This window comes from Dictyobacter sp. Z7_2 (genome assembly GCF_057551105.1).
The window spans coordinates 127,550-148,639 of sequence record NZ_BAAJPE010000001.1; the positions used below are offsets into that span (position 1 = coordinate 127,550).

Below are 21,090 nucleotides of genomic sequence, written 5' to 3' on the forward strand. Positions count from 1 at the left end.
TGTGGAAATGGAGGTTACGCTTGATCATATTCATCTCTTGGTCGGGTATGACCCGCAATTTGATATCCACAAACTTGTTCGATTGATCAAAGACTCGACAAGCCACCAATTGAGGCAAGAGTTTCTCACACGTAAAAAGAAACTCCCTTCTCTGTGGAATAATAGTTACTATGTAGTTACAACGGGTGATGTAAAATTTTGAGTATTTTAACGTTATAAATGATGAAAAGCTATGTTAAGAGCCAAAAGGGGATTTCTTTGATATGCGTACCTACAAGTATCGCCTGTATCCAACACGCAAACAAGCATCAGCATTGCAGTGGACGCTCGATAGAGCAGGGGAACTCTACAACGCAGCGTTACAACAACGACGTGATACGTGGAATAGTATCAAACGACACGAGCATTTTTATGACGAGCAGGTACGGAAACAGTTGGTCAAGGAACATGCTATCGCCTGCTACGATCAAATCAACGAACTACCTGCGATCAAAGAAGTGCGAGAAGAGTACAAACACATCCATTCTCAGGTATTGCAGGAGACACTCAAGCGGGTCCATAAGGCATTTAAAGCCCTCTTTCGTCGCGTGGGCGATGGTCAAACGCCAGGGTATCCCAGATTTCAGGGAAAGGATCGCTACGATTCTTTCACATTTCCCCAGGGTGGCTTTGCCATTGAAGGAAACAAAGTGATCCTCTCCAAGATTGGGCATGTCAAGGTGAAGCTTCATCGTCCCGTCAAGGGAAAGATGAAAACCTGTACCATAAAAAGAGAAGGAGACTGTTGGTATGCATGCTTTTCGTGTGAGATAGAGGAAAGCCAGGAGAAGCACACACCCTACACCGATCAAGCAATTGGGGTTGATGTGGGACTTTATCACTTTGCCGCCCTCTCTAGTGGTGACATTATTGACAACCCAAGGCACTATCGTAAAGCCGAAAAGAAGCTTGCAGGGCTTCAACAGGAACTTTCGCGCAGGAAACGTGGCTCCAAGCGGCGCAAAAAGGCCGTCAAGCGCCTGAGCAAAGCGCATCGAAAGGTGCGTAACCAACGATGAGATTTCCTCCATTAGTGGTCGCGCCGTCTGGTGAACACCTACGAAGCCATTGTCTTCGAGGATCTTGCTTCATCCAACATGTCAAAACGTCCGAAGCCCAAACAAGATGAGAACGGGAAGTATCTGCCCAATGGGACAAGTCAAAAAGCAGGTCTGAATAAAAGCATCCTTGACGCTGGTTGGTCAACCTTTGTGTCTCTGTGTGAATACAAGGCAGCATGCGCCGGTATGGTACAGATCCACAAGATTGACCCCTACAAAACGAGCCAAGTATGCAGCGCATGCCTCTACGAAGGACCGCATAAAGATCTCGACGAGCGGGTTCATACGTGTGAGGCATGTGGGGTGGTTCTGGATCGTAACTATGATGTCAACGCGGCTCTCAATGTGTTAGCCGTATGGCAAGATGGTCTCAAGCTCCGTCCAGAACCAAAGGAACCCAGGTCTGGAAGAGATCTTCAAGAGACGCGCTCTTGAGAAGCCCTGCATTTATGCATGGGGTACTTCACGGGCCTGATGCTGCCTTGAGAGCAGTATTACCAGAAGGCACGAAGGAAAAAGAAGGAACGCATTCAACCTATATCTTGCCTGATTCTAGCATCATTGCTGTAAATGTTGATGGATATCTAACATTTGTTGTTGGCCAAGAGTAGTTAGCATGTATGAGCAATCGTTATGGCCTCGTCAGCTCGATTAGGCATAATGATTGCTCATACAAAGGGAGATGAGCCTGCGATGCAGGTTTCAATCCTCACCGCCTCCGAAGAGATGATGCAACGCTTGAAGCGATCTTAGAGTAACCGCAACGCCAGGACGTTTCAATCCTCACCGCCGCCGAAGAGACGATGCAACTGCGGCAGGATACAAGAGCCTGCTGCCTAGCTCCATTGTAGCAGATGCGCGAACCTCCTTCCAGTGCATCATTTCACGCCTCTGTTTCTTCCATTTTTGCCCTCCCTGCATCCATCCATTGACGTTGAGGTCGCTTGACAAGCGCATCCTTTTGTTTGAGCTTCTTCCGCAAACCTCATGCTCAGTCGATCAGCACTCCTGGTTCGCACATCATCATTCACGCGTTTTTTGCAGTCGTATGCATAAGAGTCCCAATATAATCCATCCTCTTTAAAAGAGAGAAAACGATAAGAAGCCAGTAGCATATCCCTTGGGTATTAATGAACATCGCCCTTGGCAAAACCAAAGACACGTCCTTCCACAGCATCTGGTTGAATAGCAAGCGTATTTACGACCATGCACTTGTCTAAAAAGACCGTATTCTCACAATGAATGTTCCGACGCTAAAATGGTTCAAGCGTGGTTTCTTCCAACCACGTCTGGATCTCTTGATCCAGATACACCACATCATACCAGGGAGTGACCAATCGATAGCGCGAGTGCAAAGCTCAGGGAGGGCAAGCAATCGCATAGTGTGTACAGAGATACTCGGCTGAGGCTGCAATGAAGACAAGCCAGTGTCTCTCATCTAAAGCATTCAAACTCGTTGTCGTGATCGATGCTGGAGCATCTGCAACCAGTTCTTCACGCGGATCACATACACAGAGAAACTATTCATTGCTAAAATTTCCAAGTGCTACCCAAGTATCCCCCCCCATTTGGATGGCGGTAAAGGTTGACCTTGACCCACTTTCATGGCTCTCGCGCAACTTTCGTGCTAAGCTTATTAGCAATTCATACGCGATGTCATAAATTTCGCTTGCAAAGCGGATTGAAAGAGAAAAAGAATTGTCGGAATTCCCAAAAGCACGAGAGTTGTGGAAGAGCCATAAAAGTGGGGCAAGCTCAGAAATAACAAGGTGTGATGCAACAGATCAGGAGTTTGCCACCAATCGCCTGGATCAGCAGGAGCTCGCGGCATTATCTCTCCACTTATTGCAAAGTTATCTGGTCTACGTGAATACGTTATTGATTCAACGAGTTTTGGCAGAACCCGAACAGTTCCAACACATGCAGCAAGAAGACCTACGGGGACTGACTCCTCTCATCTATAGCCATGTGACGCCCTATGGGATGTTCCATTTGGATCTTTCCGAACGCATCGAGATTGAAGAGCCACTGTCAGCATGACCAATGTGTGATGAACTCAGAGGAGAGGGAATCTTTTCCTCGTATCTCTCTCCTCAAGCAGACAAGAGAAAAGATGAGTTGTCTGTTTTCAGATCGTTTGTTGAATTAAGCTATATGGATTTGCCTGAAACAAATCCTCCTCATCTTCCCTTTCTGTTCGAGATCGATTATACTTGCAGAAATAGATCATGCATCAATAGCCTGGATAATGGCCTCTGCGGAACCTACAAAACGAAAAACGGCGCTAAGCTCCAAGGTATCTTTCGGTAAGCTTAGCAATTCCATGCCATCATCTCGCGCCGAGGATGGAAGTCTCCATGATGGATTGGTTCAGCTAACATAAAAGAGCATTTTCCATATTCTTGGCAAGAGACGAGCTTGCCAAGAATATGGACGTATAGTACATTTATTTAGCAAAAAAGCCAATAATATCTGCATAAAATAGTGAGTATTATATAATTACTTAATATATTTAATATATTAAACGTATTAGACCAGGAAATATAGAGAAAGAAAAGGAGCATATAATATGATTATATCGGAGATACGGTGGAAGAAGAAGCAGCCTTTCTATCTGCAACGTCGGCCCGGCCGCAGCGAGTTGGTGATCTGGTTTGTTCACGGATTAGGAGATTGGTCTAATGTATGGAAGCAAGCCTTCCTCCATCCCACTTTGCAGAATTGGGATTTGTATACAGTGGACCTGCCTGGTTTTGGCAGAACCCCTGCAGTTGACGAGAATGCATGGGGTGTTGAGCAATTAGCTGACTGGTTAAAGGAGGTAATCCAGGATACAGTCCAGGATAAACAAATTGTTCTGGTGGGACACTCGATGGGAGGGGTTATTTCAACGTTGCTCGCCAACAATAACTTAGTAGGACTGGTCGGATTGGTCAACATTGAAGGAAATCTTACAAAAGCTGATTGTTTCCTGAGTTTATCGGCAACAGAGTCAGAACGCTTTGAAGACTGGTTCAATCAGTGGAGTGAGCAGATCTATCTGAAAGGAGTAAATCAGCATATACTCCGTTCATACTACGCTGGATTACAACTTACTCACCTTCCAACATTTTGTGCCGTATGTCGTAGTCTTGTCCGACTTTCACAGGATGCGTATTTAGGAAAAGTGTATGCGAATCTCTCTCTAGCCAGAATGTATTGCTATGGTACGAAGGAGTTTTCTGTTGAGTCAAAACAGCTGCTTGAGCAACATGCTTTAGCCAATACTGCGTTTGAAGGAGCAGGACATTGGGTGATGGCTGATGCAGAAAACTCATTTTATGCATGTCTAGAAAATTGGATCAAAAATTTGACCATGCAAGAGGGGATTTGTTTGACCAGACAATAAAGAAAGATCTCCTATGTCAATAGTGAAAAGCTCATCAGGAGGAACTGAATGAAAGATCTGAACCAATGGGGGGCTTCAACTGAGCATGAAGGAGTGTACCACGCTACGAAAAGCTGTCAAGCCGCTTCGCTTCCTTTGACAACCTTCCGCTTGCGTGGTCAAAAAAAGGCATGCCCAGTTGAAAGCGCAAAAAGGAAAAGATTTTTTGCTGCTCCAAAGATACTTTCGTCTTTCTGGTGGATGAGCAACTCCTCAAGCCGCTCGACGAGCGTGTTGTTGCTGTGTCGTTGCAAAGACCACCGACTGATATGGCTTCGACTTCTGCCACATTGCATAGATCACGCGGACCCACACATTGGCGAGGGCACGCACGGCGACGGTATGGCTTTTGCCCTCCTTCCGCTTGCGTTGATAGTACTCCAATACCCAGGCTTCGCTCTGGGTGGTTTGCCAGGCAAATTGATGCAGAGCATTGCGCAGCGGCTTAACACAGGCATAACGGTGGTGAATGCGGGCATACGTCCCGCTCTGAAAGACCACTGGAGAGGTGCCTGCCAGGGCTTGCAAGCTCGCCGCATCGGTATAGCGTTGCCGGTTATCACCAATTTCTGCCAACAGTCGAGGAGCCAAGCGCTTTCTGGCTCGCGGCAGGCTCTCAAAGATTGTGCTGTCAGCATGACTCAAAAAAAGCTGTTCAATATCCTTGTCGTACGTAGCAATTTGCGCGACCAAGGGCAGCAACTACGTGATCAGAGCCAGCGCCAGACGCGACTTCGTGCGCGTTGTCACCCTATTGGCCTCCAACTGGGGCTGATGCAAGGTCTCTACAAGCTTGGGAGCGACTTTTGCTGCCGAGGTATGTCCGGCCTTTTTGAGCACCTCTGCAATCTGCTCAATCGAGGCGGCGCGAGCTGCCTAGAAGGTAGGATACATGTGCAAAAAGGTCAGGGGCGAACGCTGTTGAAGCTTCGCAAAAAGGTCCACAGCTACCGGGTAGTACACCTTGAGGCATGCTGTCAGTTGGTTCACCAGTCTGGTCTGCATTTGAATCAGTGCATCCTGGTCGCGGGTCAACGCTTTCAGTTCAGCGATCTGGTCGCCATCTGGGGTCAAACGACGCAATTCTGCATGGTCGGCACGCCTGGTTTTGGCCAGCAAATAGGCGTCAATCTGATCCGTCTTTGCTCCAGAAACGGCGCGGCGACGATCCACAGTTGTAGGGTGAACCAGATACACCGGCCAGCCTTGTTCCAGCAGAAAAGTGATAAGCAGGCCATGCGAAGTCTCAACGATGCAAGCCAAGTTCACTTTGTCAGTAGGACTCACAATGGCTTCCAGAGATGCGTTCAGCTTTTCCAACCCCTCAGGACTGTGAGCCCCGCTTCGCGTGGCATTCACTTGGCGACCGGCTTCATCAATGACGAGAACATCATGGTGGCTATCACTCCAATCGATACCAGCGTAGAACATGGGCGACTCCTTTCTCTCCGACAGGGTTCTTGGGGCAAGCGTGTTCTTATCCTGTGGTGCTCAGCGAAGGCACAATCTCCTAATGGTCGGTTCACCCAGGAACATTGCCAGAAAAGCCAGATCTTTCTTAATAGGTCGAGCCTGATGAGAGAACGGCGCTTTCTCCGGCGTGTTCGGAACATAACACCAGCAAATCTATCGCTTGCTGAGATCCTTTGTCGAGAGGGTCAGTGAATACATTACTGGATAAGAGAGATAATTATGCCACAACAATTAACCATGGAGGATGCTACGCGCTTTTTTCGTTCTGGCTTCCTAGCCAGGAGCAATGGAAATATTGAGTCCAGGTGGATTGGCCTGGAAAACGAGTACCTGATGATATCTTCGGATGGAAAACTTATCAGCCCGGCTGTCCTTCATCAATTGTGGAAGAAACTTATAGACTCTGGTTGGGTCGCTGAACACGACGATATTTCGCATAAGATTAACGCAGTTAGCCGGGTCCGACCTGATCTGGAGGGGAGAAAAACACACAGTTTCGATGTCATCACTACGGACTTTGGTTATTCAACATTGGAAATCGATATCGCTCCAGCTCAGTCTATTTCTGAGGGAGAAAAGCATCTGCGAGAGTCACTGGAACTAGTTACCTCCATTTTACAAGAGTACGATACGTATTTACTTGGCTATGGAGTGCAACCACTCGTTGCTCCCAGCCGCGATTATCTAGGTTGGAAAAGCAGATATGAATTACTTTTTGATACCCGCGTTGATGAGAGTAGTCAGAACTCGAATGAGTATACCTGCGATGTACATTGTATCAATGCATCATGCCATACCCAGGTTGAGGTTTCCATGGAAGAAGCCATTGGCGTGCTCAACGCTTTTAATGCAACCTCTGGGTTACGCATCGCTTTGTTAGCAAATTCCTCTGTATGGAAAAATCAAGTATCTAATTATAAGGCAATTCGCCAGCTTTTCTGGGATTGGTGCTGGCCAAGTAGGAGCCAGCAGTTTGGTGTGCCGCCCCGCTTTCAGAGTATCGAGCATTATCTTGATTATCTCTTTGATTTTGGTGGAATAGAGGTCAGGAGAGGGGGAAAGTTCTATCGTATTGATCACAATAAGGCTTTTCGTCATTTCTTTCTCAATAAGCAGGGCGAAATGGGCATTGATCTGAATGGAAAGAACGAACGAGTGTATCCTTCCGTCGAAGATGACGTCAAGGTTCAGTGCGGCTTTTCATGGTTTGATAGTCGGTTGCAGCCAAGCTATGGAACAATTGAGGATCGGATAAGTTGCCAGCAGCCACCCCAGAGCCACTTTAGTGCAGCAGCTCTCAGCATTGGATTGGTAGAGAACTCGGATGAATTGATTAGTTTGAGTGAAGAACTCTCTCTGGATCAATGGCGCAATATTCGGATGCAGGCTTGTACGTCTGGGCTTGCTTTTTCTTATCCTGGGGTAAATGTACACGAGTATCTTAACCGCTTACTCTCTATTGCACATAAGGGCCTGAATATGCGAGGGTTCGGTGAGCAGAAGTATCTAGTGCCTCTCTATGAGCGGCTTGCTCAAGGGAAATGTCCTGCTGATGAAGCAGAGCAAATCTTTTCGCAGGGAGGGGTTGAGGCTTTGATCAAACACTATGATATGAGAAACTATGTGCGCTCATATTAAACAAATGCTTCGATTTCTTCATCTCCTCAGGTTTGCGTGCTCATCTCATCGCTGTTGCGCCTGTCTGGCAATGAGATGAGCAGCTCGTTAATAAAGAAAAGGTCCCTGAATTGCAGTGTTACATGACTATTCGCGGCTGAAAAGGTATTTTTCTACTATTAGGGAATATTTCTATCTTGCTTAAAAAATGCATATTAACGTGATTTCTGGATAAGGAATCCTCTTCGATGAGTTAAAATAGGAGCAAGACGAAGAGCTTCTATTCATTCATCGGGGGGATCTACCAATGAGTGTACTCGAATTGTTTTGTGATATCGATGATTGGTGGCTCGACTTTGAGCCACAGTGGAAAGCAAGCCACCTCGCAGCAGGCAAGCAGCGAGAGCGTAGAGGACAACTCTGTCCAAGTGAGGTGATGACGATTCTGATCCATTTTCACCACTCGCACTATCGAACATTCAAGGCGTACTACACGGAACATGTCCAGGTCCATCTCACCAAGGAATTCCCTCCCCTGGTGAGTTATTCGCGCTTTGTGGCACTCATCCCGCAGATGATGCTTCCGCTGCTTTCCTATGTGCAGACCCGCTACGGTGCCTGTACAGGCATCAGCTTCATCGTCTCAACGTCGTTGCACGTCTGTGATCCTAAACGGATCAACCAGCATCGGGTCTTTGCGACTGATGCCAAACGGGGCAGGACGAGCATGGGCTGGTTCTTTGGCTTCAAGCTGCACCTGGCGGTCAACGATCGAGGTGAGTTGCGGGCCTGTTGCCTGACTCCAGGCAATGTCGATGATCGCAAGCCTGTTGCCTCGATGGTCAAAAAACTGCGTGGCAAGCTCTTTGGAGATCGTGGCTACATTTCCGCTCCTCTCACGCAGCTGCTCTTTGAACAAGGACTCCAGCTCATGACCAGGCTGTACAAAAATATGAAAATCAACTCATGCATCTCTCATACAAGCTCCTGTTGCGCAAACGGGCGATTATAGAGTCGATCATCGATCAGCTCAAGCATATTTCACAGATTGAGCATTCTCGTCATCGCAGCCCCGCCAATTTTGTCGTTCATTTGATTGCTGGGCTCATCGCCTACAGCCATCAAGACAAAAAACCAGGCTTGCATCTCGATCAACATGCTCTCCTGGTTGCTTGATCCGTTTGGCTTATCCAGAACTCACGTATATTAATGGTATTTTTGAATACTTTATTTACTAACAACAGACATATTTTACAATTAATGTTAATTATTCGTTTATAACATAAGAAGCTACGCCTATTCTGAGGCTGAAAAGTATTTGAAATACCAAAGGAGTGTCTGGGAATGTCAAACAATCAACCAAATAACCAGGGATCAAAAACACGTCTTCGGGTAAGTTTTGTCGCGATTTTATTCTTTTTCCTTTCAGCTCTTATTGGTATCTTGAGTAGTTCAGGATCTCTCTATAATATTATCAGCATTACAATGGCTGTTGCAGGAGCTGCCTTTACTTTTTTTCAAACTATAGCTTCAGTCAACATTGATATAAAAACACATTTCCCATCCTTTAAACCTCCCCAATTTCACAAAATTATTAGTCTAACTTCACCAGCTATATTGCTTATTGTTGCTGTAATCCTTTTGCTATCTTCTACAATTAATGCCGCTTTTCGTGTGTTGACTCCCTCACCGGCTGCGGACCGTTGTCTCTCGAGCCTTATCACCTCCCCTCCTGGATCTTCTCCTTCTGATACAACAGTACAATTAGCGCAGAGTGGTGAATGCATTGGTATTAGTGATGGGGCATTTTCATTCGACACCACCTTAGTAGAGCGTAACAATAACTACTTGCAACTGAAACAAAACGTTTTGCAGCAATTGAAAACGGGTCATGATGAGCAAGCTTTGGCCTTGTGGAAAACAGCCCACGTCACCAATGATGCAGAAATGCTTATCTACTTTGAGGATCAGCGCGTGCTCAACTCACATGTTCCCTATGTCAATATTGTTGTTACCGCTATGCTTACAGGAGCATACTATCAGCTGGGGCGAGACGAGTTGCAAGGAGCATATGTAGCTCAGGAGGAAGCTAATTCCTCTTGTGAACTGAATAAGTGCATACAGGTGCGTTTATTAGTTGCTAACACTGGTTCGGGTAGTGGAACTCTGGACCGAGCACTCAACGCCAGCACTCTGGCGAATCTGATTGTCCAGAAAGCCAGTCAGTATCATATTAAAGGAGTGATGGGGTGGCCATTGAGTGGTCAGACAGCAAACGCAGTTCAGATACTTGGATCCTCACAGATTCCCATGGTGTCGGAAACTGCCTCAAGCAATTCTCTTTCCTCAACTTCATACTTTTGGCGTGTTGTCCCACCAGACACCTATCAAGCAAAATTAGACGCTTCGTATGCATTGAATAAGCTGCATGTAAAGAAAATCGCAGTCTTCTACGATGTCTCTGATCCCTACAGTAGTAGTTTAGGGGAAAGTTTTATCGATCAGGTCATGCCGCAAGCTAAAGTAATTAAAGAGTTTTACATTATCGGGAAGACCAGTGAGGAAGAAATGGGAGCTTATTTGAGCGATGCATTCAGACAAGCTCCAGATCTTGATCTGGTCTACTTTGCTGGATATGCTGGCGACGCTTCTCTTCTCATAGATAGGTTTCCATCAATGCAATTGTACCCGGACCTGAAATTGATGGGAGGGGATGCCCTATACGATACGGGAAGTTATACAACCAAGGACTTTCCTCCAGCTGTCTATGGACGTCTCTACTTTTCCGTCTTCGCTTATCCCGATTCCTGGCAGACAATAGGTCAGAACCCTCAGCGATTTTTTTGTGAATATTCGTTGGCCTTCGATCCCGACACCGCTTGCCCTGGACCGTTAACCAATAAAAAGTATCATTACAATCGAACCAGCGAAGCGGGTATTCTTTCCTACGATGCGACCTTGGTCCTTATTGAAGCCAGTAATATTGCCATTACGCAGCACCCAGAACAAGATCTAACAAATTTTACTCCTGTTGATTTACAACAGGCGCTGATGCAACTGCATGGGGATAAGGGAATTCAAGGGGCAAGTGGTTGGATCTCGCTTGGACCAGATGGTAACCCCGTTAATAAAGCTTTAGAGCTTTTGAGTTTGCAGCCCAACGGACAAACCTCTATGGAAAGTTGGTTGGGCTGCTTCTTGCCCACAACTTGCGATAATGGATAGGTTTTTCCCGTTTTCCAAACTTGCACGCCTGGAAAACGGGGAAATTTTCTATTACCAAGGCTTTTGCCCTATTAGAATGGCAGTGTTTCCAAATGCATACGTTTTCTTGCTTGTGTAATCAATTACCTGGAAACCTGCTAGTTCTAACAGCGATGCCAGTTCATTTTCTGTTGCTTCTTTGAAGGGAAGCACCACAAGAGGAAGCACAATGCTCCCATTTTCCGTGCGAACACGCCTGTTGAGAACGTCGCCCGGAGCGACTTCTCCTACATCCTCATAGTTAGGAATAGAATAAAAATCTTTGAACCATTTTTCTCGACAATGGCTTAAAAGAAAGAGTCCTCCAGGCTTAAGAATCTCGTAAACTCTACATAAGTGACGAATACGCAGATCTGGATCGGGTAGCATATGTAAACATCCCATGTTGATTGCCACATCATAGCTAGCATTTTCGATGGCTCGAAGATAAATGACATCTCTTTCTAGAAATTGGCAAGATAATTGCCTTTGCTTGGCCAGAAAGCGAGCTTTTTCTAAGGCAGTATGAGAAACGTCAACTCCTAAGACCCGGAACCCCTGCTCTGCCAGATAAAGAGTATCTCTCCCCTCCCCACATCCTAAATCAATGAATGTTGTCATTTGTAGGGAAAGCTGATAATGACTGAGGAAATCTACTAGCATCTCATTTGGAGCGTCTGTTTCCCAAAGTGGAGCTCCTGCCTGATATACTTGTTGGTATCGTAGATCGTACCCGAAATAATAGTCCTTGGGTTGATAACTCTGATCAATGATGGATGCTGTGGTAAAATTTACCCACGATTGGGTAGGAACATGCTGAGTGTCTGCAAGCCGAACATCTAATAAAAGAGCCTCAGCATGGTCTTTATGTAGAGTAACATTATGTATATACCCAGAATCGATCACAAGCAGTTCACCTTTGCCTAATAAATAGGTCTGTGTCCTAGTCAGGGATTGCTCATCTCCTTCATACTCATGATAATAGATTTTCCCCTCGAGAACATATATAACGCGTTTCCCTGAGAGAAGTTGAGCAGGAACTGATTGCACACAATTCTGTACAGGTAAAAGAGTCCATTGTCTCTTCTCTCCATTGGTGACAACAGCCATAGTCTGGGTATTATGCAAGGAGCCATTTGAGGGAACGTCACTACTGTAAAAGATAGCATTTTTCATCATTTCCAGTAGCGATGCATTGCTAGTCTCAGAATTACAAAAAGTTGCGACGAAGGTGTTGAAATGCATGGCTCACATCCTTTTCATTCAAAGGGACCTCAGTGAGCGCTTTCCCGTCGAGCAACGAAGAAGCGCTACGAGCAAAAATATGTTCGCAAATAAGCAGTACATCATCCGTAAAATTTCACACTTTGACTAAAGAGTAATTTGTGCGCTTCAAGGTGCCTATATATAATTAACATATATTACATAAAAATTCAATATAGTACTTGCTTTGCCTACAAAGAAGTATGAAATAGCTTTTGTTATCTGTTACCTTCTTTTCTAACGCTGCTTACCACGTTCAGCATTTTACTCCTATCTACCAGTGCCCAATGAAAACCTGAGTGTTGTTTTCATTTCTTTGCAGAAACCACCATCCTGGCATTGCATCTGCATAATCTCGCATCGTTGTATCAAAATCAGGGAAATATGCGGAGGCAGAGCTATTGTAGGTGCGTGCTCTAACCATATTTGAGAGCATCCTGGGTCCAAACTATCCCAGTACCCAAGTTGCTGGCGCAAATTACACTTCCCTCTTAGAATCAATGTGTAAAGTTTGGAATTAAGGTTCTGCGTCATCTTCCGTGCAGGATGAGCTTATGGAGTCCCAACATTTTTACCCGTGCGCCGCTTCAGCTGCAGATCCTGAGTGCAACATCGTTGTGAGAACTGATGGAATGTTCTCTGCACACTCCACTTACCCTCAACCTCGAAAGAGGAAGGCGACTGTAGCATGTGGAGACGGCTTCGGCAGTAGTTCTTGTGCAGAGCAGGTCCGCTGAGCACGAGGTGCGACCACCAGTGGAAATGGCTCTGCAAACGTTTGTCGTTTACAGAGCGTATTGGAGCAACGGAATCTTCATACTTGGAGCAGGAGACGAACAGGTCGCCCAGAAGATGAAAGTGCCTTGGGCGAACGCGTATAGGTGCTGTGAATCTGAGACGAGACCTGTTGGCAATCAGAGCAATAGGCATCTGGCGTCGTGGCACAAGCTGTGATCAGAATGGCTTCCTCGGTTTGTCTCACGTGCTCCACTGAGCAACCAGGAAGATCGGGTAATAATATGCTGAGGGACATGAACTCTTTTCTTGGAAAACTGGAAATGTCGGGAGGGGAGCTTTCTCTCTATTATACCACATTTCCCTGCACGGAAGATGGTGGAGAACCATTTATTTTTTAAGTTTACACTCACTTTTCGCAACTCTGGGAAATCACGACGTTGACGGATGCTGGAAATGTCTGGGTCCCCTTCGCCCTCTCGCAGCAGCATCAATCCATTGGAGAGATTCATGCGCAATCTCATGGTATTCGCTTCTTCGATCAAGAACCTTCGATGACGACGCTTGTTGTTTCTCTGCTCCCTCCTCCTTCGACTGATCCTCGCTAGCATGCAACTGGAGTTCTTTGTTTCTCCAGAATGCATGTTCATGTACAACAAATACTTGACGACTCCCCATCTCTATGTTAGGATATTAATATTAAGGAGCTAACATATCTATGGCAGAATCAACCTCCTCCCTCTTAGGAAAATTTGTCACGCTCTTAGAGAGCGAGGCCGAGCATCTGTTGCGTACCCGGCTCGGCATCTCGTATCGACGCATGCTATTTCTCTTTGTGCTTCAGCATCAGGAAAGCGTCACTCAGCATCGGCTGGCTCAGTCCCTGGGGTATAGCGATCCTGCAGTCAGTACCATGCTGCGTGAGCTGGTCAAAGATGGATACGTTACCACGACCCCTGATCCTGACCACGGACGCAAGCGCCTGGTGCGAATCACCCCGCGCGGGCTTGAGCTTGCGTACACAGGTCGCCATCTCCTTGATACCCACTTCGACGAACTCGTGCAGATCGCCGAGGTGGATGACCAGCAATTGCAACACATGACCCGCCGTTTGTTGGCAGCACTTGCCGTCAAAACACAGAAGGGACCATCATGAGCATCACCACCCTTACCACCGCGACCAATCACACGTTCTGTTCCACAGATGGGAGCACCATCGCCTACCTGACTGAGGGCCGAGGTCCCGCCGTCATCCTGATTACCGGCGCGCTTTCCACGGCCTCGGACTATGCTGTCTTTGCCAGCACTCTTGGCAAGCACTTCACCGTGCATACCATCGAGCGTCGGGGCCGGGGCCTCAGTGCCCCGCAGGGGCCAGCCTACAGCTTGGCTACAGAGATCGCGGACGTCAACGCCTTGCAAGCTGTGACCGGAGCCACTATGCTCGTCGGTCACAGCTTCGGCGGCCTCGTCGCCCTCGAAACCGCCCGTCACAACCACAGCCTGTGCAAAGTCGCAGTCTATGAGCCCGGCGTCTCTATCGATGGCTCTATCAATATGAGCTGGATCCCCGCTTATGAACGGTATCTGGCCCAGGGAAAGCACCTTGACGCCTTTACTTGCTTTTCCCTCGGCCTTGGTCCCGATGCCATGCACAATGCTTCCCACGGGCTGACCAGGCTCATGCTGCCGCTCTTCGTCAAAAAAGCGAAACTCCAGAAAATGCTGACCCTGTTGACTGAAAATGGGCGCGAACATCGAGAAGTTGGTCGCTATGACAACAGCTACCGAAACTATGGTGAGATCACCGCCTCCGTCCTCCACATGACCGGTGGCAAGACTGGCTCCCGCTGGGTCAAGATCCAGGCCGAGCAACTAGGAGCAGTCATCTCGCGCTTCCAGACGCACCAGTTCTCGGTTCTCGACCACTTCGGCATCGATCAGAAAGATCCGCAAGGGGTGGCGGCATTGGTCGCGGCGTTTTTCCAGGGGTGATCCTACGGGAGTTCTGGAGAAGCGCGATCTTGCGGGCGGGCCTGGCAAGTCGGACCGAGGATTTGAGCAAGATCCGAGAAGTTTTTTTCTTGCTCTGCCAATAGAATAGAGAGACATGCATCGTGCAAGAAAATTGACGCTCTCCATCAGTCATCTCAAATATAGAGGGAAAGAACAGAAAGGAAACATCTATGAACGCATATGATCAGCACCCAGGGTCTCCAGATGTTGGAGGAACACGGTTATGAGAAAAGTGATTGTCCTCGAATTCGTCACTCTTGATGGTGTCATACAAGCCGGAGGCGGGCCAGAGGAAGATCTCAGTGGTGGCTTCGCGTATGGCGGGTGGATGGCTCCCTATGACGACGATGTTGTCGGAACCGTCATGAATAAGCAGATGAACCTGCCGTTTGATCTGTTGTTAGGGCGCAAAACCTTTGAAATTTGGGCACCGTACTGGCCGCAACATGCGGACGGATGGCCTGGTGTCATGTCAGCGACCAAGTACGTCGCTTCGAATACTATGACTACTAGTGAATGGCAGCCCTCCGTGTTTTTAGGCGGAGACATTGCGGAAAAAGTCAGCAAACTCAAGCACCAGCCGGGGCCGGATTTGCACGTGTACGGCAGTGCACATCTCCTGCAGACGCTGATGAAGCATGATTTGGTCGATGCGTTCTGGCTCAAAATATTTCCACTGACGTTGGGCAGTGGAAAACGGTTATTTGCCGATGGCACCATCCCGGCGGCATTCAAGGTGACAGAGAGCCAGGTCTCCCCAAGTGGCATCATTCTCGTGAATTACGAACGTGCCGGCGCAGTGATAACCGGCTCGCTGTCCGGAAGCTGATATTCCTGGGGTTGTAAGGAGCCTTCCCAAACTCACACGTGCTTCGACCGCGCATCATGTGCAAACGGGGAAAATTAGCAGAGTGGTGAACAGCGCCGTCGTCTCTTCTTTATTGAAGAAAGGTGAGAAGGCGCTGGGTCACATAGTCCGGGTTCTCCTCGATCACCCAATGTCCCGATTGTGGAACCAGATCGCTTTGCAGATGCAAGGCTAACGGCTTGAGCAACGTCGCGCCCAGGTCACCGGCCCCATGATCTCCGCCCATCGCCAGCACTGGCATCGGCAAGGGACTTTGAGCGGAGAGCTTGTTCTGCTCAATATCTTGCGGAAAGGCGCGATAGTATTCAAAGCCTGCATGCAGACTGCTAGGAACCGTATAGTGACGCTCGTACTCTTCTCGGTGGGCTTGTGAGATCGCGGCAGAATTGAACGCATGATGGTCGTAGAACCAGGAGAGGTAGACTGGAACATGGTCCGTGACGAGCGCTTCTGGAAGATCAGGAACCGCATGCAAGGCAAAATGCCATCCCAGAGCTTCTCCTGTTGGTGAATGAGGAGAGAGGAGCGGCAAGTGATAGAAGAAGTCTCCTGGAATCGGGGCTTCTAGGATGGCAAGTCGGCGAACCTGAGTGGGATGGGCTGCTGCATAAGCATAAGCTACCATCCCGCCAACATCATGACCTACCAGGCTAATCTCTGGAAAATTGAGTGCGTGAACAAGCTGGTAGACCTCTTCAGCCACCGTTCGCTTCTCGTAGCCCGATGCCGAGACCGACGAGTCTCCTAACCCAGGCAGATCAGGAGCAATAACGGTGTAGTGCTGAGCCAATGCGGGCATGATGCTATGCCACTCGTACCAGGTTTGGGGCCAGCCGTGGAGCAAGATGAGTGCAGGTCCGGTGCCACCACGAACATAATGGAAAAGTACATCGTTGACATCAAGAAAGTGCTCTTGAAAAGTCGTGCGAAAACTCGCCGAAAGCAGAGGTCCTTGCGTTTTCGTTGGATCATCCATAGAGATGTCGAACTCCTTTTTTGTAGACAAACCCATGAGATGTTCTCTCATGGAAGTAATCGTATTGACAGAAGGTCGTCAAGCCGTTACAATATAAATACGATACCGTACAGTACTCATTGTAGCAAGAAAAAAAGAAATTGTCTAGTATCTCTATTCATAAAAGGATGAGAAACATATGAGTTCCCATTCCCGTACTCCGGGTCGCCCTTTAGATGCGGATGTTCAAGCGAGTCTGCTTCGTGCCACTCAGGACCTCCTCATCGAGGAGGGATTCGAGCGTTTGACCGTGGATGCTGTCGCAAAACGATGTAGCGCAAGCAAAGCCACCATTTATCGGCGTTGGCCAAGCAAAGTCGCACTCGTGGTGGCTGCGGTTGCAGCCCTCTTTCCCGTTCCCCTGGTGCCGGACACCGGAGACCTGCGAGAGGACTTGCTGGATTGCGGACGTGCCTACATGAAGGAAGATGGTCGAAGCCAGGCGGCACTGGCAAGCCTACTGACTGCTGCACGGTATGACCCAACTCTGCGAACCGCTGCACGCGACACGGTAGGCTCCCCCTTCGACAGGCTGTTTGAACAGGTGCTCACTCGTGCAGTGTCCCGTGGTCTGGTCGCGAAAGACATCGACATCGATACCATTAGTGAAGTTTTCCCCGGAATTGCCTTTCATTCTGCCGCAGCACTGGGACGTTCCGTCGATGAGAAACTCGTCTTGCGCGTCATTGACGGAGTGGTGCTTCCAGCACTGTGCGTGCAATATTCCAGTTTGACTCCTGATGTCACGGAAGCAGAGAGCGTAAACGATTCCCACTCCTCACCGATGGGTAAGGGGTCCACAGGACAGAAGCTTCTCGATTGAGCATGCGAGGAACACAGGGCAGCGACAATCTCTGTCGCGTGGTTCACGATCAATGACACATGCCTGTATTGATAAGCAGGGAATGAGATGGTCCTATTATGATTGGACTTGTCCTCTCTTTGCCTGAAAGCAGTCCTTTCGTTTTGGCAGATGATCAAGAAGTCATAGAGCGTGTTTGGGAATGTCGTAACAAAGTGCCAGCCCACTTCAGGCCTGTACACACTCTCTGTTCTAATCAGCGCGATGCGAACAAGATATCGTGTGTTCGTGTGGCGCTGCACCCCCACTTGTTCTTTCCTCTTGCTTTTCTTGAGCTTCTCTGCTCTCACAATCTTCCTGTCGACCCAAAGTATGAGGAAAATATAACAGAAAATGTCGTGATATTAGTGTATGCTTTACTTGGAGATGGCACGACTGAGGCGAGAACACAGACTGGCTCAGGTGTCATTTTCTAGTATCAATGGATACAGGATAGGAGGCAAAGCCACCAAGGTTAGGATTGGGATTCCATGTAGGATGACCATGAGGCCTTGGTGCAATAAGAAATGATGACAAAAAAACATCTAGTGCTATTTTTACCTCTGTTCTTGCTAAAAAAGCGCCGGGGCACTGATGAAAACCATATCCAAAGGCAATATGTTTGTTTGGACCTCTATCCGGTTTGTACTGCTCTGCCAGGTCAAAAAAGTGCGGATCATAATTTGCAGCATCCAGGAAAAGAAAGATTTTGTCGCCTCTGTGAATGAGATGATTCCCTGCAACCTGATCATTCAAATTGACATCATCATTCGCATGCCTGATGAGATAGCGTGTTGGAGAAATAACGCGAAAGAGCTCCTCTTCTACTTGTTTCATTACAGATGCGCTTTTCATGGCAGTAAAATATAAATACTCCCATTGAGGTAAAAGTATAGGAATACCATTACCTAAAAGTTTTTTGGTTGTAACACGACCAGCACTAAAAATCATGATACAGTTTGCAATAAGATCGTCATCATTAAAAAAAACATTGTCTGCTGCAATAAGAGCACTTATGAGATCGCCAGATGGTCTTTGGCGCTTTAGCTTAATTAAATCACGAAAATAGGTTGCGAGATAATCAACCTCTTGGAGATTCCCTCGAAAATAACCACTTGTTATATCGCTAAATATATCTGAGTACTGCTCTAATTGGAGGAGTTGTGCTCGATCCTCCTCTGGAATACCTAAGACATGGGCAATAACAAGAAGAGAAACTGGAGAGGCAAAATCTTTTACAATGTCAATCTCAGATTTCCCTTGTAAATTTGCACACACGATTTTTACAATATCTTTGATCTTTTCTTCATCATTCTTCGCAATAAAGGCAAGGTGTTTTTGTAATAGTCTTTGAGCCTGAAGATGCAGCTCTCCATCCCAAAAAAGAAACTGTCGACGTACAAGTGTTTGCATGTAGGAATGTGTTTCTTCTGATGCGGTAGATGCAGGTGTTAATTCTGAAGAGAAATGCTTATCTCGCAGAATAGCCTTTACCTCGGCTAGCCCCGTGACCAACCAACATTGATTGATCGTATCAAAATTACAGGCATCGTGTGTACGTAATGTTTGATATAAAGGATGTGGATTGGTATAATACCTTCGCAGCTTGGAAAGATTAGGAAGTGTATTCATATGTGTTGCACCTCTGCATTTATAATATGTCTTTTTTGTCTGGTGTAACCGTAGCACGAAGTTGGAAGCTTACATCAATGGGAAGCACCATATCTTCGAATAGATCAGTAAATGCTTGAAGCTTTAACTGACGAGGTTGAGAGAGAGGAAAGAAAAGCTTCTCGGCCATCCAACGTTCTGGATGTAAACTGACACCCCAGGCGTTCAGCCAGAGTGGTGAAGGCAATAAAGGAAGCATTTCAGGCATGGTGTCTGCAAGGGCAACAATGAAAATCATCTGGACAAAATCTTCAAGATACTCCAACGTCATCTGATGAATGTGGACGAGTTCTTCAACCGTTTCATACACGTGGAAGTTCCGTAGATACAACTCTTTCAGCCCGGGTACAGAGAAATAATCGATGAATTTGTAGTGAAAACTATTTTTGGTACGCTTTGCCCACTCAGCAAATAACGTTTCCATACGTACAGTAAGCAAAAAGGAGCGGGACAAAAGCATTTGTAAAGCCTCTGATTTATGCTCATCGAGATACGTGCGGTTAAATCTGGCAGCAGCATTCAAAGAAAATCCTCGTACAATATCCCAGAGAATCTTTGTACCCGCGACCAGAGCATTTCCATAAAAAGGATAGGTTGATTGAGTAATCAGTGCAGTGCCATCATGGAAGGCTAAATAGGTAGCATTAAATCGTTGGATAAGGCTATGATCTAATGTGTGTACGCGATCACGCTTAATCATTTCAGTAATGAGCGTATTGCCAAATCCCATTTGATCAATACCTGGCGAGAGAAATGGATCTGAAAAGGTTGCAGCATCACCTGTGCAGGCCCAACGTTGTAAAGAATAGACTTGCTCAGCACTATAGCTATAATGGCGTAGGCATTGAAAATCCACGGGCTGCTGCCGATGGATCGCATGCCAGAGTACTGGCTCATGAAGTTCCAGCCACTGTAAAGCTTTTTCATAGGTATTGTAGCTTGTAAAAGGGAAAAAATCTTCACGTGCAACAATACCGATACTGGTCTGTCCTGATGCTAGAGGAATAAGCCAGACCCAACGTCCATCACCCATTAAATGGTTGGTTGAATAATAACGATTATGATCAGGGACGCGTGTATGCCATGCTTGTTCACTTGCGGGAACCAGATCACAAATATCAATACGGCCTTTGAGCCTGAACCATGCAGCGCTATGAAGAGGATTATGTGTCTTTGCGATTCCCAATTGTCTTTGTAGAAAACGCCTTCTTCCCATCGCATCAATTATCCAGCGGCACCTAATTCGGTACTTCTGATTTGCCGATATTTGATGCACGAAGACTTCATGTAGTCCCCCATCTTCTGCAAGATCAATACGCTCAACCTTACATTCTGTGACCATACGAATGCCGATTGCTGTGTTCAAACGTTTTACATCCGACTCGAACAGTGCTCTATCCAACTGGTACGAGGGTAATGGAGAAGCTTGAGATATGCCGATTTCTGATCTTTCTTGTAGGGGAATAGCCCCACTTCCAAAAAAGAAACGAAATCCCCACTTATGGTAATGAGTCGCTTCAAGATACTCATGCAGGTCAACCACATGGGCGAGATAATGTGCGGAAGCCTCCACGGTTGATTCACCTACTTGTATCGCCCCAGTGCGAGACTTATCCCCCAGGCCTTCAATCACAAGTAAGGAGGATTCGGGTATCTCTTTCTTGATTTGTCGAGCGATAGTGAGCCCTGCAATCCCGGCACCACAAATGACAACATCATATTCAGAATCCATCTTTGCTCCTGACCATGCTTTTACCTATACAACGACCATAAAAAAATATCTACCATTATCCTGAATGAATAGACGCGGATTCCATCTCT

The 21,090-nt window shown here is 47.1% G+C and carries 16 protein-coding genes and 3 pseudogenes; 13 read left to right on the forward strand and 6 right to left on the reverse strand.

Translation table 11 applies throughout. The features are described from left to right. Positions 1-7: 7 nt before the first annotated feature. The 5 genes and pseudogenes from tnpA to AC27N8_RS00665 all read left to right on the forward strand — a co-directional run bounded on the left by tnpA (position 8) and on the right by AC27N8_RS00665 (position 4,488). Positions 8-202, forward strand: coding sequence for an IS200/IS605 family transposase (gene tnpA / locus AC27N8_RS00645; protein WP_487067870.1), 195 nt, complete (start codon positions 8-10; stop codon positions 200-202). A gap of 61 nt (positions 203-263) precedes the next feature. Beyond that, positions 264-1,058: an RNA-guided endonuclease InsQ/TnpB family protein gene (locus tag AC27N8_RS00650; RefSeq protein WP_487062924.1), complete on the forward strand. Its 795-nt coding sequence runs from the start codon at positions 264-266 to the stop codon at positions 1,056-1,058. A gap of 30 nt (positions 1,059-1,088) precedes the next feature. Further along, positions 1,089-1,535 carry an RNA-guided endonuclease InsQ/TnpB family protein gene (locus AC27N8_RS00655; protein WP_487062926.1) on the forward strand — a complete coding sequence of 149 codons (447 nt, stop codon included), beginning with the start codon at positions 1,089-1,091 and terminating at the stop codon, positions 1,533-1,535. A gap of 1,353 nt (positions 1,536-2,888) precedes the next feature. Further along, positions 2,889-3,140 (forward strand): annotated as a pseudogene (locus AC27N8_RS00660) (Tn3 family transposase); the annotation flags it as partial. A gap of 529 nt (positions 3,141-3,669) precedes the next feature. Further along, positions 3,670-4,488 carry an alpha/beta fold hydrolase gene (locus tag AC27N8_RS00665; protein WP_487062928.1) on the forward strand — a complete coding sequence of 273 codons (819 nt, stop codon included), beginning with the start codon at positions 3,670-3,672 and terminating at the stop codon, positions 4,486-4,488. Positions 4,489-4,740: 252 nt separating this feature from the next. Here the strand turns inward: AC27N8_RS00665 and AC27N8_RS00670 are convergent. Then, positions 4,741-5,958, reverse strand: a pseudogene (locus tag AC27N8_RS00670) (IS110 family RNA-guided transposase). A 261-nt stretch (positions 5,959-6,219) separates the two neighbouring features. On the opposite strand from AC27N8_RS00670, the gene AC27N8_RS00675 reads away from it, so the two are divergent. The 3 genes and pseudogenes from AC27N8_RS00675 (at position 6,220) to AC27N8_RS00685 (ending at position 10,842) form a co-directional block, all read left to right on the forward strand. Continuing rightward, positions 6,220-7,638 carry a glutamate-cysteine ligase family protein gene (locus AC27N8_RS00675; protein WP_487062930.1) on the forward strand — a complete coding sequence of 473 codons (1,419 nt, stop codon included), beginning with the start codon at positions 6,220-6,222 and terminating at the stop codon, positions 7,636-7,638. Positions 7,639-7,924: 286 nt separating this feature from the next. Further along, positions 7,925-8,793, forward strand: a pseudogene (locus AC27N8_RS00680) (IS982 family transposase). Positions 8,794-8,961: 168 nt separating this feature from the next. Beyond that, positions 8,962-10,842, forward strand: a complete 1,881-nt coding sequence (locus AC27N8_RS00685) for an ABC transporter substrate-binding protein (protein WP_487062932.1) — start codon at positions 8,962-8,964, stop codon at positions 10,840-10,842. A gap of 51 nt (positions 10,843-10,893) precedes the next feature. Here the strand turns inward: AC27N8_RS00685 and AC27N8_RS00690 are convergent, their stop codons facing one another. Together AC27N8_RS00690 and AC27N8_RS00695 are read right to left on the reverse strand one after the other, a co-directional pair. Beyond that, the gene (locus AC27N8_RS00690; protein WP_487062934.1) at positions 10,894-12,105 is read right to left on the reverse strand and encodes a class I SAM-dependent methyltransferase; all 1,212 of its coding nucleotides are present in this window, start codon (positions 12,103-12,105) and stop codon (positions 10,894-10,896) included. A gap of 832 nt (positions 12,106-12,937) precedes the next feature. After that, a complete protein-coding gene (locus AC27N8_RS00695) occupies positions 12,938-13,156 on the reverse strand; it encodes a hypothetical protein (RefSeq protein WP_487062936.1) in 219 nt (72 codons plus the stop codon). Between the two features lie 142 nt (positions 13,157-13,298). Between AC27N8_RS00695 and AC27N8_RS00700 the strand changes: the two genes are divergently transcribed. From AC27N8_RS00700 to AC27N8_RS00715, 4 genes are all read left to right on the forward strand, one after another. Further along, positions 13,299-13,466, forward strand: coding sequence for a hypothetical protein (locus AC27N8_RS00700; protein ID WP_487062938.1), 168 nt, complete (start codon positions 13,299-13,301; stop codon positions 13,464-13,466). 110 nt (positions 13,467-13,576) lie between these two features. Next, on the forward strand, positions 13,577-14,014 hold the full coding sequence (locus AC27N8_RS00705) for a MarR family winged helix-turn-helix transcriptional regulator (RefSeq protein ID WP_487062940.1): 438 nt from the start codon (positions 13,577-13,579) through the stop codon (positions 14,012-14,014). Further along, positions 14,011-14,853, forward strand: a complete 843-nt coding sequence (locus AC27N8_RS00710) for an alpha/beta hydrolase (RefSeq protein WP_487062942.1) — start codon at positions 14,011-14,013, stop codon at positions 14,851-14,853. Before AC27N8_RS00705 ends, AC27N8_RS00710 begins: the two co-directional genes overlap by 4 nt. A 244-nt stretch (positions 14,854-15,097) precedes the next feature. Next, on the forward strand, positions 15,098-15,703 hold the full coding sequence (locus AC27N8_RS00715; protein WP_487062944.1) for a dihydrofolate reductase family protein: 606 nt from the start codon (positions 15,098-15,100) through the stop codon (positions 15,701-15,703). Between the two features lie 109 nt (positions 15,704-15,812). Here the strand turns inward: AC27N8_RS00715 and AC27N8_RS00720 are convergent, their stop codons facing one another. Further along, positions 15,813-16,718 (reverse strand): alpha/beta fold hydrolase, encoded by a 906-nt coding sequence (locus AC27N8_RS00720; RefSeq protein WP_487062946.1) that lies wholly within the window; start codon positions 16,716-16,718, stop codon positions 15,813-15,815. 178 nt (positions 16,719-16,896) lie between these two features. On the opposite strand from AC27N8_RS00720, the gene AC27N8_RS00725 reads away from it, so the two are divergent. Then, complete coding sequence (locus AC27N8_RS00725; RefSeq protein ID WP_487062948.1) at positions 16,897-17,580, forward strand: TetR/AcrR family transcriptional regulator; 684 nt, start codon at positions 16,897-16,899, stop codon at positions 17,578-17,580. A 444-nt stretch (positions 17,581-18,024) separates the two neighbouring features. Here the strand turns inward: AC27N8_RS00725 and AC27N8_RS00730 are convergent, their stop codons facing one another. Together AC27N8_RS00730 and AC27N8_RS00735 are read right to left on the reverse strand one after the other, a co-directional pair. Beyond that, positions 18,025-19,230 carry a cytochrome P450 gene (locus tag AC27N8_RS00730; protein WP_487062950.1) on the reverse strand — a complete coding sequence of 402 codons (1,206 nt, stop codon included), beginning with the start codon at positions 19,228-19,230 and terminating at the stop codon, positions 18,025-18,027. Between the two features lie 19 nt (positions 19,231-19,249). Continuing rightward, the gene (locus tag AC27N8_RS00735) at positions 19,250-21,001 is read right to left on the reverse strand and encodes an NAD(P)/FAD-dependent oxidoreductase (RefSeq protein WP_487062952.1); all 1,752 of its coding nucleotides are present in this window, start codon (positions 20,999-21,001) and stop codon (positions 19,250-19,252) included. Positions 21,002-21,090 lie beyond the last annotated feature (89 nt).

Excerpts from the sequence above, each read along its gene's own strand:
- AC27N8_RS00685 (WP_487062932.1), top strand. The coding sequence starts at position 8,962 with ATGTCAAACAATCAACCAAATAACCAGGGATCAAAAACACGTCTTCGG.
- AC27N8_RS00715 (WP_487062944.1), top strand. The coding sequence starts at position 15,098 with ATGAGAAAAGTGATTGTCCTCGAATTCGTCACTCTTGATGGTGTCATA.
- AC27N8_RS00665 (WP_487062928.1), top strand. The coding sequence starts at position 3,670 with ATGATTATATCGGAGATACGGTGGAAGAAGAAGCAGCCTTTCTATCTG.
- tnpA (WP_487067870.1), top strand. The coding sequence starts at position 8 with ATGGAGGTTACGCTTGATCATATTCATCTCTTGGTCGGGTATGACCCG.
- AC27N8_RS00730 (WP_487062950.1), bottom strand. The coding sequence starts at position 19,230 with ATGAATACACTTCCTAATCTTTCCAAGCTGCGAAGGTATTATACCAAT.
- AC27N8_RS00690 (WP_487062934.1), bottom strand. The coding sequence starts at position 12,105 with ATGCATTTCAACACCTTCGTCGCAACTTTTTGTAATTCTGAGACTAGC.
- AC27N8_RS00675 (WP_487062930.1), top strand. The coding sequence starts at position 6,220 with ATGCCACAACAATTAACCATGGAGGATGCTACGCGCTTTTTTCGTTCT.
- AC27N8_RS00725 (WP_487062948.1), top strand. The coding sequence starts at position 16,897 with ATGAGTTCCCATTCCCGTACTCCGGGTCGCCCTTTAGATGCGGATGTT.
- AC27N8_RS00710 (WP_487062942.1), top strand. The coding sequence starts at position 14,011 with ATGAGCATCACCACCCTTACCACCGCGACCAATCACACGTTCTGTTCC.
- AC27N8_RS00705 (WP_487062940.1), top strand. The coding sequence starts at position 13,577 with ATGGCAGAATCAACCTCCTCCCTCTTAGGAAAATTTGTCACGCTCTTA.
- AC27N8_RS00720 (WP_487062946.1), bottom strand. The coding sequence starts at position 16,718 with ATGGATGATCCAACGAAAACGCAAGGACCTCTGCTTTCGGCGAGTTTT.
- AC27N8_RS00695 (WP_487062936.1), bottom strand. The coding sequence starts at position 13,156 with ATGTCCCTCAGCATATTATTACCCGATCTTCCTGGTTGCTCAGTGGAG.
- AC27N8_RS00650 (WP_487062924.1), top strand. The coding sequence starts at position 264 with ATGCGTACCTACAAGTATCGCCTGTATCCAACACGCAAACAAGCATCA.
- AC27N8_RS00735 (WP_487062952.1), bottom strand. The coding sequence starts at position 21,001 with ATGGATTCTGAATATGATGTTGTCATTTGTGGTGCCGGGATTGCAGGG.